10 protein-coding genes are annotated in these 14,653 nt (G+C 64.7%); 4 read left to right on the forward strand and 6 right to left on the reverse strand.

The features are described from left to right. Window positions 1-375 precede the first annotated feature (375 nt). On the forward strand, window positions 376-849 hold the full coding sequence (locus tag G5C50_RS20295) for a response regulator (RefSeq protein ID WP_165072344.1): 474 nt from the start codon (window positions 376-378) through the stop codon (window positions 847-849). A gap of 88 nt (window positions 850-937) precedes the next feature. Here the strand turns inward: G5C50_RS20295 and G5C50_RS20300 are convergent, their stop codons facing one another. Next, window positions 938-5,341, reverse strand: coding sequence for an amidohydrolase family protein (locus G5C50_RS20300; RefSeq protein ID WP_165072346.1), 4,404 nt, complete (start codon window positions 5,339-5,341; stop codon window positions 938-940). Between the two features lie 245 nt (window positions 5,342-5,586). Between G5C50_RS20300 and G5C50_RS20305 the strand changes: the two genes are divergently transcribed. After that, on the forward strand, window positions 5,587-7,701 hold the full coding sequence (locus G5C50_RS20305) for a family 16 glycoside hydrolase (RefSeq protein ID WP_165072348.1): 2,115 nt from the start codon (window positions 5,587-5,589) through the stop codon (window positions 7,699-7,701). 25 nt (window positions 7,702-7,726) lie between these two features. On the opposite strand, the gene G5C50_RS20310 is transcribed toward G5C50_RS20305, so the two are convergent. The 5 genes from G5C50_RS20310 to G5C50_RS20330 form a co-directional block, all read right to left on the reverse strand. Continuing rightward, window positions 7,727-8,308, reverse strand: coding sequence for an Npun_F5749 family FMN-dependent PPOX-type flavoprotein (locus G5C50_RS20310; protein ID WP_165072350.1), 582 nt, complete (start codon window positions 8,306-8,308; stop codon window positions 7,727-7,729). Between the two features lie 54 nt (window positions 8,309-8,362). After that, window positions 8,363-8,758, reverse strand: a complete 396-nt coding sequence (locus tag G5C50_RS20315; RefSeq protein WP_165072352.1) for a transcriptional regulator — start codon at window positions 8,756-8,758, stop codon at window positions 8,363-8,365. Continuing rightward, entirely contained in the window at window positions 8,745-9,362 is a 618-nt protein-coding gene (locus G5C50_RS20320) for a hypothetical protein (RefSeq protein WP_165072354.1), read from the reverse strand. Before G5C50_RS20320 ends, G5C50_RS20315 begins: the two co-directional genes overlap by 14 nt. A 149-nt stretch (window positions 9,363-9,511) precedes the next feature. Next, window positions 9,512-10,711 (reverse strand): FG-GAP repeat domain-containing protein, encoded by a 1,200-nt coding sequence (locus G5C50_RS20325; RefSeq protein ID WP_165072356.1) that lies wholly within the window; start codon window positions 10,709-10,711, stop codon window positions 9,512-9,514. A gap of 38 nt (window positions 10,712-10,749) precedes the next feature. Next, complete coding sequence (locus tag G5C50_RS20330) at window positions 10,750-12,066, reverse strand: Gfo/Idh/MocA family protein (RefSeq protein WP_165072358.1); 1,317 nt, start codon at window positions 12,064-12,066, stop codon at window positions 10,750-10,752. Between the two features lie 742 nt (window positions 12,067-12,808). On the opposite strand from G5C50_RS20330, the gene G5C50_RS20335 reads away from it, so the two are divergent. Together G5C50_RS20335 and G5C50_RS20340 are read left to right on the forward strand one after the other, a co-directional pair. Continuing rightward, complete coding sequence (locus G5C50_RS20335; RefSeq protein ID WP_165072360.1) at window positions 12,809-13,174, forward strand: hypothetical protein; 366 nt, start codon at window positions 12,809-12,811, stop codon at window positions 13,172-13,174. 73 nt (window positions 13,175-13,247) lie between these two features. After that, window positions 13,248-14,327 (forward strand): TlpA family protein disulfide reductase, encoded by a 1,080-nt coding sequence (locus tag G5C50_RS20340; RefSeq protein ID WP_165072362.1) that lies wholly within the window; start codon window positions 13,248-13,250, stop codon window positions 14,325-14,327. Window positions 14,328-14,653: the final 326 nt, after the last annotated feature.

The following is a 14,653-nucleotide window of genomic DNA, read 5'->3' on the forward strand; positions in this document are numbered from 1 at the left end:
CGAGATTGAAGGAAAAAGTCGTCATCGCGTTGATTGGAGGCACATGCGGGACGCCGCGATGCCTGAAATCGCCGACTACGATCATCGTCGACTTGATTTTCGCAAATTCGACTCAACGAATGTCATGGAGAGATATAGAGTGAGGCCAGATTCATTGAGTTCTCTTCCAATACGCGGCGACTTAGATTTGGAAGCAAGGACGGGGATCTCTTTGAGAAATCCGTGGCGGATTCGTGTCGCCAGTCGATCCGAAGCACGGTTCTCAAAACGTCGCGTTGTGGATTAACGAAGTTATCGTAGTGAGATGATCCTGCTCATCCCCTTCGGGGTCGATCCGGGGCGTCTGGCGCCTAGTAGCGCGGGGGAATCGGGAACATGAACGGTATTACAATCCTCACCGTCACCAAGGATGCAGACTGGCTGGTAGGCATGAGACCCGCGCTGCATGCGGCCGGTCGAGGGCGGCTTGTCGTGGCGGACTCTGTCCAAGAGGCCGATCGGCTGCTGGAATTCGCGAAGCCGCGGTTCATCGTCGTCGACTGGGAGAACTCTCGTTGTCCCTCCGAAGAGCTTGCGGCTCTGCTGTGGAAGAACTCGATTCAGTCTCGGCCCGCTCTCGTGATGATCGTGGCCCACGACTATCGAGTGGACGAGGCGACGCAGCTTTTCCAGCTCGGCGTCGACGAGTACATCAGCGCCTCGGATCATGGCGATGCGCTGGTGACGATTCTCAAATCCCACAAGCCCCGAAACGCCGGCGCAGACCAGGCTGATCGGGCTCACGCAAGCGTCAACGAAGCGGCCAACGGACGCCTCGGCGCGTTCGACCCCGTGGGTCTGCTGCACTAAGCGCGATCCGACGAACCAAACTCAACAAGAAGGCCCGGCCGAAATCGGCCGGGCCTTCTTGTTTGAGTGACGGTCTCCGATCGAGGCGTCAGTGCCCGCCGCCTGCTGGCGCACCCGTGGGGATGGGGCCGGAATGGACGGAGGCGGGTGAGCGGTCGAGGCCCAGTGGGGCTCGCCCAGCCTTCACTTCATCGAGCCGTCGGCCGTACTTCTCGTACAGTTCGGTGTGTCGGCTTTCCGGCGTGACAGGCTTGCCGTCGATGAAGAGCAGTTGAACGCCGGTCGTCGGTTGCAGCACATGGCCTGAGGTCACGACGACGTTGGCGCGCTTGCCCGGTTCGAGCGTCCCCAACTGGTCGGCGATCCCCAGAATCTGTGCCGGGTAGAGCGTGACCGCCTTCAACCCTTCCTCCTCGGGGAGTCCGAACGCAACGGCGGTCGCCGCCTCGTAGGGAAGCAGCCGAGAGTTGCGCGGAGAGGATGCACCCGGCGCGGACCGGATGGCGAAGGGGACGCCGGCAGCCTGCAACTTGGCCGGGTTGGCGTAGGGGGCGTCATACGGGTCGTACTCCCTCGCCGGGAAGTTCAACGTGCCGGCGACGATGACCGGAACGCCCGCCTTCTTGATCTCGTCGGCGACCTTCCAGGCGTCGCCGGCTCCTGAAAGAGCCGCCTTGAGCTTGAGTTCCTTGATGAGCGCCAGGGCGTCCAGGATCTCAACCCGGTCCTCGGCGTGGAGGATCACCAGCTTCTCGCCCTTGGCGTAGGGGGCGAGAGCCTCCATCCTCGGGTCGACCTTGGGCGTGGACAGGTTCTTGGAGCGGGCCTCGGCGACGACCTCGCTATATCGCTTGGCCTTGAGGAACTGCTGCTTCAAGGCCTCCAGCAACTCCTTGCGGCGTGCGTTCGGGTCGGCGTTGTCGCCGCCGCCGGGACCTCCCGGGCCACCCTGCCTGGGCTGGCTGCCAAGCGGCCGGTGAACGTGGCGCGGGATGTTGACCGAGAGCGCGGCCGGGTCGATGAACGCCATCTCACGGGGCACCCAGCCGTTGAAGTTGGCGACGGCCGCCTGGCCGGAGATCGTCCCGCCGGAGGGCTCGACGAGCCCGGCGAGCACGCCGTTGGCCCGCGTGACGGCCACGTGGGCGCTGTCGGTCCTGAGGGCGGAGGCGGCGTGCAACTCGGGCTCGTAGCGACCGGCGTCGGCGAAATCGAGCGTCTCGTTGAGGCTGCCGATTTCCGCCAGCCCGACGCTCGTCCCCGCATCGATCAGACCCGGCCAGATGTCGAGTCCGCGCACGTCGATGGTTTGCGCCTCGGGCGGAATGGGAGTTCCGGCCGGTCCGACCGCGGCTATCTTGCCGCCGACGATGGCGAGCACGCCTCCCGGAATCGCGGGTCCGCTGACGGGATGCAGCGTACCGCCGACGAGTGCGTAGGCGTCCTTGGGCTGGGGCGTGAAAGTCAGGCTCGGATTGCGGGAAGCCTCGGGGGCCTGCGGCATCCGCGAGTGATCGCCGGGCCGCGAGACGAACTTGCCGTCGACGAGAGGCTGGCGCTGAAAGTAGACCTCACCTTCGATGATCGACATCTCGCATCGTGAGAAGGCATCGAACGGATGCCCGTTGAAGATGGCGACGTCGCCGTCCTTGCCGACCTCCAGCGAGCCGATCTGGTCCTCTCGACCCAGTTCGAGCGCCGGGTTCAGCGTGACGAACGCGAGAGCCTGCTCCTCGCTCGCACCGCCGTACTTCACCATCTTGGCGGCTTCGTGGTAGAGGTGGCGGATCAGCTCTTCGCTGTCGCTCTTGATGCTGACGGCCACGCCTGCGCGACTCATCAGCATCGCGTTGAACGGGATGGCGTCGTAGGCCTCGATCTTGTAGGCCCACCAGTCGGAGAATGTCGATGCGTGCGCGCCGTGGGCGGCGATCTCCGGAGCGACCTTGTACCCCTCCAGGACGTGCTGAAGCGACTGCACGCGGACGCCGTAGCGCTCGGTCGTCCGGAGCAGCATCAGGATCTCGTCCGCCCGATAGCAGTGGCTGTTGATCTTGATGGAACCGTCAAGGATCCGTTCCAGGGCTTCCAGTCGGAAATCGCGGCGAGGAGGCGGGCCGGCCTTCTCGCCCTCGGTCGCCACCTTCTCGTTGTAGAGCCGCCAGGCTTTCTTGTAGGCGAGCGCTTCCTCGAAGGCGCCCGCGATGACGGCCTCGACGCCCATTCGGGTGTTCGGGAACCGGCCCGTCGACCGCGTGACGTTCTCGCCGAGGGCGAATTTCACCCCCTGCATCCCTTCCCGGATGATGAGGTCGCGGCCGGGCAGGCCGTACTTGAGCTTGATGACGGCGTCCTGACCGCCGATCGTGTTCGCCGACCCGTGGAGTACGCGAGCGGTCGTCGTCCCACCGGCGAGGGCTCGGAAGATCGAGACGTCGTCGCCCGTGATGACGTCCTTCACGCGGACGTCTGGGACGACGGACAGAGTCCCCTCGTTGACGGCTCCCTGCACGGCGATGTGCGAGTGGGTGTCGATGGCTCCGGGGGCTGCGACCATCCCCTCACCGTCGATCACCGCGATGCCCTCGGCGGCGGTCACGTCGGGGCCGATCGCCTTGATCTTGCCCTTCTCGATCAGGATCGAGCCCTTGGGGATCGTCCCCTTCGTTCCCGTCAGGATGACGACGTTCTTGATGAGGACGTCGCCGCCCGTCTTGATCTGGGGCTTGCGGTTGGAATCCAACTCGGCCGCGACGTCGACGAACGGCGGGGGAGGGGGCTCCTTCGCCTTCTCATCCTTCTTCTCTTCGGGCTTCTTGTCGTCGGCCTTTTCGTCCTTGGCCGGTTCGTCCTTCTTCTCCTCTGGCTTGGCCTCAGTGGCCTCTTCGGCTTCGCCGGCCGGACGGGGGCGACCGCCGCGGGCTCCTGGACCGCCGGGACCGCCGGGGCCTCCGGGGCCGCGTCGGCCGAGCATCCGTCCCTCGCCGCCCGCGGGCTGTTCGTCGGCCTTGACCTCGAACTTGCGGCCGTTGATGAAGGTGTACTTGACCTTGGCCTTCTCGTCCTGGAACGGGGCTGAGAAGACGACGACGTGAGCGAGTTTGCCAGGCTCCAGCGTTCCCAACCGGCGATCGAGGCCCACGAGCTTCGCGGCCTCGACGGTCAAGGCCGCGAGCGCCTGGTCGGCGGTAAGGCCCTGAGCGATGAGCGCCCGGAGACGGGCGGGGACGTTCTCGATTCGGTCGACGCCCTCGGTTCCGATTGCGAACGGCACGCCCTCCTTGGCGAGCAGGGCGGCGGTGGCGACCTGAGCCTTCCAGTGGTCGAGGTACTCGGCATGGACTCGGAGTGGATCGTCGCGCTGAGCGTCGGGACGCTTGCGATACTCGTCCTCAGTGGGGACCTTGGGTTCCTCGGGGAAGTCGAGTCGCAGGACGACGGGGGTCTTTTCCGCCTTCAGTCGGTCGACGACCTTGTAAGCTTCGCGTCCGCCGACGATCACGGCCGTCGTGCCGAACTCCTGGGCCAGGTCGAGGGCACGGTGGATTTCATCGCGAGTCTCAGCCTGCCACCACACGGGGATCGACTTGGCGCGGGCGTTGGCGAGAACGTCGAGCGCCGGGTCGTCGGGCACGGGCTCCCCGCCGTGGGCCTTCTCATAAGCCATCCGTTTCTGATGGTGTTCGGCATCGCTCATCGCCTGCCGGAGGTGGGACACCGAACCCATGAGGACGCGTGGGTAAGGATTCTCCGAGGCCCCATCACGGCCGCCGAAGCCTCGTCCGCGAAAGCCGGCCGGAGGGGCGCCGGGCGTGTTCTGGCCTGTTCCCGCGGAGGGCTCCTGCGGCGGAGCCACCTGGATGTGCAGCGCGACGGGCGACTTGAGCAGCGCGTCGCGACGGGGGAGGCCGGAAAGGCTCACCACGGCGCTGCGGCCGGTCGCGATCGCACCCGCCGGCGCGGTGAGCATGTCCGTGAAGCCCAGGCGACGTCGCGGGTCGGCCAGCGCGTCGTTGAGGTCGAGGGCGTCGGCGACCTGGAATTCAGGCGTCAGTCCCTTGCGGTTGTCAGTCGGGGTGACGGCGAGGGTCGTCTCCGAGAGATCGACGGGGCGGCCCCGACCGGTGGTCGATCGTTCGACGCCCGCCTTCTGGCCGGCCGTTGTGTAGACGTCGATGAAGCCCGGGTAGACGATCAGACCCTTGCCGTCGACGATCTCGGCGTCGAACGGGACGGTCACCTCGGCGGCGGGACCGGCGGCTTCGATCAGGCCGCCTCGGATCACCAGCACGCCGTCGTCGACCACTTTGCCAGGGGCGATGAAGAGCTTGGCGCCTTTCACGGCGAAGGCGGCGGGGTAGTTCGGGTCGTCGTCGGCAAGCGACGCGGGAGCGATCGTCGAGAGCAGGAGGATCGGCAGAAGCAGTAATCGACCGACGCGGAAATGCGGACTCGATCGCGGACGAGAGGCCCCGATAGATGGGTCGTTCATGGATGTCCTCTTCAGAAATGCGGCTCGGGACGTCGTTCCCTGGCGATCGCAGCATCATAGTCGAACCCGCCCGCTCGACGCCATCGTTCAGGGTTTTCGATCAGCCCCAGGATGCGCCGGTGGAATCGAGTCGGGCGGAGCGTTGCTCACGTCCGCCGGGCGCGGCAGACTTGTCGAAAGCGTCCGCGTGGGCCGGGGATTTCCGTGGCCCAGGGCGTCGAGCCATCCTCAGGAGTCTGTCCGCCATGAGAAGACGTTCGATCCGAACTCTCGCCGCAGTCCTGATCCTCGTCGCCGCAGCCTCGGCGATTCGGGCGCAGACTCCGGCCGACTTCGCGCAGACAGGCGCGTACATCGCCTCGCTCCAGAACAAGGACGGCGGCTTCGGCTCCGCGCCGGGACAAGCCTCGACGCTGGGCTCGACAAGTTCGGCCCTGCGGATTCTGAAGTACGTCGGCGGTTCGGTCCCGGACGTCCTCAACTGCATCAAGTACGTGAAGTCCTGCCAGGTCGACGGCGGCTTCGCCCCGACGCCCGGCGGCAAGGCGGACTCGCTGACGACTTCGACAGGTCTGCTCGCCGCGGCTGAACTCAAGATCGTCGACAAGCCGCTCGTCGACTCCGCCATCGCCTACTTTCATGAGCATGCGAAGGAGGATGAGCAGGTCCGGATGGCGGTCGCCGCGATGGAGGCCGTCGACAGCCTATCGCCGGACTCCCCGCGTTGGATGGAGCAGATCCAGAAGCTGGGGAACCCTGACGGAACGTTCCGCGAGGGGCCCGGCCAGGCGTTCGCGGCCGGAACCGTCGCGGCGACCTTGCTTCGCGCGGGGGGCAGCCTGGTCAATCGCGACGCCGCCGTTTCCGCGATGAAGGCCGGACAGCAGGCCGACGGCGGTTGGTCCAAGGACGGCGGCCCATCGGATCTTGGCAGCTCGTATCGAATCATGCGGGCGCTTTACATGCTCAAGGAGAAGCCCGATCTCGACCGCCTTCGGTCGTTCATCGCCCGCTGCCGCAAGTCGGACGGGACCTATTCGACTACGCCCGACGGGCAGGGCAATCTCGGTGGGACGTACTTCGCATCGATCCTCACCAACTGGTCGCGCAAGCTCGACGGCGAGCCGCCCATCGTCGAGACCGCCGGGTTCGTTCCGCTCTTCAACGGCCGAGACCTCACGGGCTGGGAAGGCGACACGACTGTCTGGTCAGCGCGTGACGGCATGATCGTCGGCAAGTCGAACGGTTTGAAGAACAACGTCTTCCTGGCGACGAAGGAATCGTACCGCGACTTCGTCCTTTCGCTCAGCTTTCGGGTGATCGACGGGAAGGGGAACACGGGCGTCCAGTTTCGGAGCGTGCGGATCCCGGGCACAGAGATGTCCGGCTACCAGGCCGACATCGGCGAGGGGTACTGGGGGAGCCTCTATGACGAGTCGAGGCGCAAGAAGACGCTTGTGACGGCTTCGAAGGAGGCGCTTGAGAAGCTCAACAAGAAGGACTGGAACCAGTACGTCATCCGGGCGTTCGGCGACAAGATCACGACTTACCTCAACGGCGTCACCTCGGTCTCCTACACCGAGACCGACCCGACGGTGGCCCGCGACGGCCTGATCGCCTTGCAGGTCCACTCCGGCGGGCCGATGGAGGTGCAGTTCAAGGACGTGATGATTCAACGCGTCCCGTCGCCTGGCGTCTGGGCCGATCCGAAGGCGGCCGGCTTCCACCTCCGAACCGTCGCGACGCCTGAAGGCGATCGTAAGTACACGGTCTACGTGCCCCAGGGTTACGACGAATCGAAGACTTACCCCGGGGTCCTCTTTCTCCACGGCGCCGGCGAGCGTGGCGAGGATGGGACGATCCCCTCGCAGGTCGGCCTCGGGCCGGCGATCGTCCATCGCGGCGGAATCCCGGCGGTCGTGGTGTTTCCTCAGGCCCGGAAGACCTGGCAGTCGGACTCCGACGACGCCAAGGCCGCGCTCCAGGCGCTCGACGACGTGATGAAGGCTTACAAGGTCGACCCCGCGAGGATCGTCGTGACGGGTCTCTCTATGGGGGGGATGGGGACATGGAGCATTGGCGGCCAGAACCCTCAAAAGTTCGCTGCAGCCGTGCCGATCTGCGGGCCTGGCAAGCCTGAGGACGTCGTCAATCTTCTGAAGACCCCCATGCGGGCGTTTGTCGGCGACGACGACTCGCCCAAGCTTCACCTCGGCCTGCGAATGAATATCGAGGCCTTTCGTAACGCGGGGGGGCACCCTGGTTACACCGAGTATCGCAACGTCCCGCACAACAGCTGGGACCGCGCCTACAACGATCCCGAAACGATCGACTGGATGCTCACGCAGAAGCGACCCTGACGGGACCCCGGGAGGGCCTGCGAGGTCAGGGATTGACCTCGCGGCCCGACCAGCGGCCGAGGGAATCGGCCTCATACTTCCAGCGATGCTGAGGGGAGCCCTGAAGCTCCAGATGATCGACTTCGATCGCCGTGAGGATCATCAGGCAGAACGAGTCAACGGGGCGGGACGGGTCGGGCGCGGTGGTGGGGAAGCGGATCGAGAGGTTGCGTGGTTCTCCGGGCGTCGGCCAGGTGAAGCTGAGTCGCGTCTCATCGCTCAACTCAGCCCAGAGGTCTTCCCGCGCCTGACGCAGTTCGGGCTCAATCGATGCCTCGTCGACGAGGGCCAGGTAGCCTGCGAGGCGGAACTGTTCGCGGGTCTCCGGGAAGTACCAGCAGATCTCGCCGTAAGGATGGGCCTCGATTTCGGCGTGCTTGGCGCTTCGGCCGTCGGTGGTGAAGATCAGCTTCCGGGCGTCGTCGAGAAAGCCGCGGAAGACTACGGTGCGGATCGCGGGCCGGCCGTCGGAGCGAACCGTCGCCAACTGCACGAGTCGAAGCTCGGGGCGGTTCCGGTTGCGGTGCAGCGCCAGGTCGAGAGAAGGCCGCCAGATCTCCGCGGGCATGGGCCGACCCTCCTCAGCGAGGGGATGTGACGATCGAGGCCCGTCTGAGCAAGATCAGACGGGTGACCAACCTTCGGCAAGGCCGCCGCCGGCCGCCGGGTCGGCCGCGGCTTTCATTGCATCGTGGACGACCGTTTCCAGGACGTTGATGTACTCCAGGAAGCGGCGTCGGCCTCTCTCCGTGACCCGGCAGAGCGTTTGGGGCCGTTTCTTGTGGAAGCCCTTCCAGATCTCGACGAAGCCGGCCTCATGAAGGATCTGCAGGTGCCGGCTGAGATTGCCGTCGGTGAGCTGGCAGAGATCCTTCAGGTCTCCGAAGACGAGCCCGCGCGAGTGCGTCACCAGCGAGGTCATGATCCCCAGCCGCGCCTTTTCGTGGAAGATCCGTTCCAGCCCTTCGTAGGCGAATCGGCCGGTCGGCTCGTCGGGCCGGACGTCAGGCTGCGTCATGGGAGTCGCTCTCCAGGGTCCGATGGAGGATGGCGGCCGCCAGGAATTGCCCCACACTGAAGGGAAGTCCCATGGCGATCGGGTTCATGGCCCATTCGCCCTGAGCGGCGGCCAGAGTCGCCAGCCCGGTCAACCCATAGAAGACCGCAACCAGCAGCATCGGACGGGGCAGCAATCGCGACGTGGCGAAAATGCCCAGACTGTAAAAGATCTGCCAGAGACCCGGCAGAATCCAGACCAGCGTTGGGCAAGACCTCGCGATGACGAGGGTCGTCAGTCCTCCCGCCGCCAGGCACGGGGAAAACTGCTCCATCGCCAGAGCCGTCTGCTCGCGGGTGAGCGAGGAGTCGGAGGATCTCGCGTGGATCAGCATCTCGGCCACCGCCGATGCGCCGCTGACGACCGCCGCCCCGATCCAGAGCGTCAGGTACGCCGGATAGTTCTGCACCGGGTCCTTAACGGCTATCGCCTGCACCGTCGCGGCCGTCAGCGCCACGGCGCCGGAGAACGCTGCGGGGACCGCGCGATAACCTCGGAACACCTCGGTCCGCGCCATCTGCGTGCGGATCTCAGTGATCTGCACTAACGCTTCTTCGAGTTCCATTGGGCCTCTTCCGAGGGGCGCCCTCGACGTTCTCTTGCACCGGCCGCACCAGCGGCAGGGCTTTGGATTGTAAAGCCGGTTTGGCCTTGCGCCAAGAGCGTCGATGTGGGGCGACCCGGCGATCCGAAGCCGCCCCACTCGAACGGTGCTTACTTGGTGCCCAGGTTTTCGAACAGATAGAGTCCGCTCTTGCCGGGGCAGACGAGATCGATGTCGCCGTCGCCGTCGATGTCCACGGCGTCGACCTGGAGACCGGTCCCGGCCGTGCCGGCGGGGAAGTCCTTGAGAGCCCGACGATCGGGACCCTTTTCAGGAGCGTTCTTGGCCGGTTCGCCCTGGAAGATGACGTGCTTGGTCCAGGCCTTGGCCTTGGGGTCGAACTTGTACCAGGCGACGAGGGAGCCGTCGGTCGCGCCCGGCTCGATCTCGTGGGCGTAGACGCGCTTGCCGCTGATCAGTTCCTCGGCCTTGCCATCGCCGTCGACGTCCGCCCAGAGTTGGGTGTGGACGGAGGCGACGCGCTCGTCGATCGGCATCTTGGTCCAGACGGTCTTACCATCCGGGCCGGTCGACTGCTTGGCCCAGAAGAGGCCGAAGTTGTGGCCCATGCCGTAGACCAACTCAACCTTGCCGTCGCCGTCGAGGTCCTTCGCGGTGATCTGGATGCCGGTGGCGCCGAGGTTCCAGTCGGGGTGCCAGGCCCAGGTGTCGTTGGCGGGGTCGGAAGGCGCTTCAAACCAGCCCTTGGGGGTGAGCAGATCCGTGCGGCCGTCAAGGTTGACGTCGCCCGTGCCGACGCCGTGTCCCGCCGCGGCCGTTCCGAAGTCGTGCTTCTTGAATTCGACGCCCTTGCCGTCGGCCTTCTTCTTGACCTCGTACCAGACGACGACGTTGGTCGAGTTGGGCAGAATGTCGGGAACGCCGTCGCCCGAGAGGTCGACGGCGGCCGCGGCCTCGCTGGGGCCGGGCGTATCGATGAGGTGGTAGGTCCACTTCTCGCCGAGCTTGCCGGGGTTTTCGACCCAGCCGACGTCCTTCGAGAAGTACGCCGCGGTGACGAAGTCCTTGTCGCCATCGCCGTCGGCGTCGATCGGGATCACAGCGAAGTCGTTGAGGTAGGTCCCGGTTCGTGTGACCTCGCGAATCGGGTACTGGGTCCATTCCGGGGCCTTGTACCAGAAGCCGCCGGAGACGATGTCGAGCTTGCAGTCGCCGTCGACGTCCAACGCGCCGGCCGCTTCGAACTCACTGGTCGCGCCGATCGTGTGCTTCTTCCACTTGGGCTCATCGGCGGCGGCGGGCCACGACGCCCAGGCGGCGACGACGGCCGCCAACAGGATCCGTTGCATGAAGATCTCCCTGGCTGGAATGAAGGAAGGGGGCGGGTTCAGACGGTCGGCAGGACCCACGGCTTGCGGTATTCCTTCGTGAGGAACTGGTTCGCCTCGACGTGGTTGGTGATTCGTTCGGCGGCTGGATCCCAGGCGAGCTTCTCCCCCGTCCAGAGCGAGATGTTGCCCAACTCGCCGACGGTGGTCAGACGGTGGCCGTACTCGAAGTTGCAGGAGCAGGTCGCTCGGGTCCGGATGGCGTCGAGCCACTCGCGATGATGACCGACCGAACGGGGAAGGGTTTTGGGCACTTCGGCGATCGTCTTCCCCTTCACCGGGAAGATCTCATGGTGGGTGTAATTGGTAACGAGAGTCGCCTCGGTCCCCTGGAACATCACGCCCGACGGCTTCCCGTCGAAACCGTGGTCGCTGGCGTCGGTCTGGCTCCAGGCGAGGACGAAATGGTCGTCCCCCTTCTGGTATTCGTAGGAGACTTCCAGCGTGTCTGGGGTTTCAGCGTTGTCGTTCGAGGCGTAACGCCCGCCGGTGGCGCAGATGGTCCTGGGGGCGTCGACCTCCATCGACCAGTGGACGAGGTCGATCAGATGGCAGCAAAAGTCGGTAAGGATGCCGCCGCCGTAATCCCAGAACCAGCGCCAGTTGAAGGTGAAGCGGTTGGAATTGAACGGCCGCTCGGGGGCGGGGCCGAGCCAGAAATCATAATCGCAGCCGGGGGGCGGAGAGGCGTCGGCGGGGCGGCCCATGCTCTCTCGCGATGCGGCCATCCAGGCTCGGGTCTTGGTGATCTTGCCGAGGGCTCCCGAACGGACGATCTCAACCACCCGGTGGTAATTCTCGGTGGCGTGGATGAGGTTCCCCATCTGCGTGACCCGCTTGTACTTGGCAGCGGCGTCTGCGACCGCCCGTCCTTCGGCCACGCGATGGGAGAGCGGCTTCTCGCAGTAGACGTCCTTGCCCGCCTGGCAGGCCATGATGGTCGGGATCGCGTGCCAGTGGTCGGGCGTCGCGATCACGACGGCGTCAATGTCCTTGCGGTCGAGAACCTTGCGGAAGTCGCCGTAAGTTTCAGGCTTGCCGCCAGCCGCCTCCTTGGCGCGTCGAACGTGAGGTTCGTAGACGTCGCAGACCGCGGCGACCCGAACGTCGGGGAACTCCTTGAAGATGTTCAGAAGGCCGGACCCCATTCCTCCGACCCCGATGAACCCTAACGTGATCGCCTCGTTGGGCGAACCGCTGGGCTTGGGCGCCGCCGGCTCCTCCTGAGCGCTGCTCGACCGTGGAGCCAGACCCGCGGTCGCGGCTCCAAAGGCCGAATAGGCCAGCAACTCCCGCCTTGTCCATCGTTCGGTCATCACCCTCGCCTCCGAGATCGATGGTCCGCCCAGCCCACGCCTGGACCACGGCGGCACCTCAAGCTTCGTACCAGACCCCGGAGCGTTTCTCAAGCATCAACCGAGACACGCGTAAAGTCAGGTGCGCGCTAGACCTTCGCGGCCGTCGAGGATCGGCGAAGACCGAGGCCTTGAAACACCCAAAGACCCCGTGCAACTTTCTGGAGGGGGTTGGCGGGTACGGTACAACCCTCAGGCGCACGAGGCTGCTGAGAGAGTGAGAGAGGAGAGGAGTAGGAATAGCGACTCGTGGACGAAAATCCGAGGAACTATTCTCTTTACCAAGTCGCGATCGACTGGATATGCTACCTCTCCATCATTCGAAAGGCAGCTGAGAAACACCGACAAGCGCCTCGCGGGGCATCTCCTCTTCCCCTGCGACCGCGTTTTGGTCGTCGATGCTCGTATTGTTCATTCACCGAGTGCAGCGAGTCCAGATCACCCCTAAGAAAAACGGGGGGGGCGGAGAGTCGTTGAATGCCCCTTCTTGACGAGCCTCGCGTGGAATCCTACCTATTCCAGTGATGATGCGTCGCATTCTATGGGTGGGGGCCAGCCCTCGTCAAGCGTTCTCATTCAGATTCTCGCCGATTCGGTGCGTCCGTGATTGTTTTGGGCAACACGAAGCATTAACGACGACGCCAGAGAGATCGGGCGTTTTAAGGCAAGGCGGCTTTCATATCGGTGTTATTGGAGTGTGTGCATGTGGCGATTTGCAGCCTGGATGTTCGGTCTGATCTGGGCGGCGGCTTGCGTGGGCGGCTGCTCCGAGGCTTCCGACGTTCCTGCCAGCGCGGGACTCAAGGCGACCGTCTCGGGCGTCGTCGCGGTGAATGGTAAAGCCGTGACGGGAGGAACCCTGGTTTTCAAACCGAACCACGCCGACCCGAGCACGCCGACAGCGACGGCGACGGTCCAGAGCGATGGCAAATATACCGTCGAAACCTTCTCCGGCCCCTGCGAAGTCAGCTATGAAGGGCCCGGCTTCAAGAAAGACGCCGCCGTCGGCAAGGGGACTCGAACGATCTTTCTCGAAGAAGGCGAGAACACGTCCGACCTCGATTTCTGATTCTCGAGACCGTCAGATCCTTCCGCGATCGATCCTTGCGTCCGTTCTCCGCCACCCGTTTTGAGGAACCTCGATGAGACTGAGATTTGCAGCCGCCCTTCTCGGGGCCATGCTTCCCCTGGCCGTTCCCGCCGCCTTCGCGATGGCCGACGACCGCCCGGCCGACGCGATCCTGAAGGATCTGGACGCTCTCGAACGTCCCAAGCTCGACCCGGAGCAGCGTCGGGACGAGGCCGCTGTCGCCGCCTACTACCAGGCCGGCCAGAAGTACAGCCAGGAACGCTCGCGGCTGACCGTCGAACTCTTGAAGTCTCAGGCCGACCATCCCCGACTCCCCGGCCTCCTCATGGAGCGGTGGGGGAATCCCATGATTTCGTTGACGGTCACCCCGGAAGCCCTGATCAAGGAGGTCGATCAGGTTCTGGCGACCTTCAACGACGAGCAACTCAAACGGGCCGGCAATTTCGTCAAGGCTCGCGCCGCGCTTCAGATTCACAAGGACGATCCTGCCGCCGCGCTCGCGGCCGTCGACGAGTTCATCAACGCTGTTCCTCAGGATCAGCGGGCCGCCGGGCTGCTCTACGCGATCAGCCGCGGCCTGAAGGACGAGGCGAAACAGGCCGAGATCGAGGACCGAATCCTCAAGGACTTCCCCAACGCCTCGGTCGTCAGGTCGATCCAGGGCGTTCGGAAGCAGCGCGAGTCGATCGGCAAGCCCTTCGCTCTTGAGTTCACCGATGCGATCAACGGGAGCAACGTCTCGATTGCGGGCCTCAAGGGGAAGGTCGTGGTGATCGACTTCTGGGCCACCTGGTGCGGCCCTTGCGTCGCCGAGATGCCCCGCATGAAGAAGCTCTACGCCGAGTACAAGGACAAGGGCGTCGAGTTCCTCGGCGTCAGCCTCGATCAGCCCGAAGACAAGGGCGGCCTGAAGGCGCTCAAGGAATACGTCGCCAAGAACGAGATCGCCTGGCCGCAGTACTACCAGGGGAACTACTGGCAGAGCGAATTCAGCTCGTCATGGGGAATCAACGCGATTCCGGCTCTCTTCGTCGTCGACAAGGACGGGAACCTCGCCTCCGTCGAGGCTCGCCACCGGCTTGAGGCGTTGATTCCCGAACTCCTGGCCAAGGGAACGACCCCGACTCCCTGACTTTCGGCCGATCAACGAGCGGCGATATTTGAAGTTCATTTGAGGAAGTTATGCTTGGGGAGGCCGAATCGATATGCTACGATGTCTCCCCAGGCTGACTTCCTCCCTCTCCCTTCTCAGCTTTGGCTCAGGGCTCTGCTCGGGGTCGGGATTGATATCCTTCGAGCTGAGACGCTGCCGTCTGCTCGCCGCCTTCTCTCACTTTGACAAGGCCCGCACCGTTCTTGACCATCCTGGCGGCTCTCCGTCGTTCTTCATGCGACTCAGACCGCTGATCTTAGGCAACCCCGTCTATCTTCACGAACCGCGTCACGAGCTTGACCTCG

This window comes from Paludisphaera rhizosphaerae, assembly GCF_011065895.1.
Classification (GTDB): Bacteria; Planctomycetota; Planctomycetia; order Isosphaerales; family Isosphaeraceae; genus Paludisphaera; species Paludisphaera rhizosphaerae.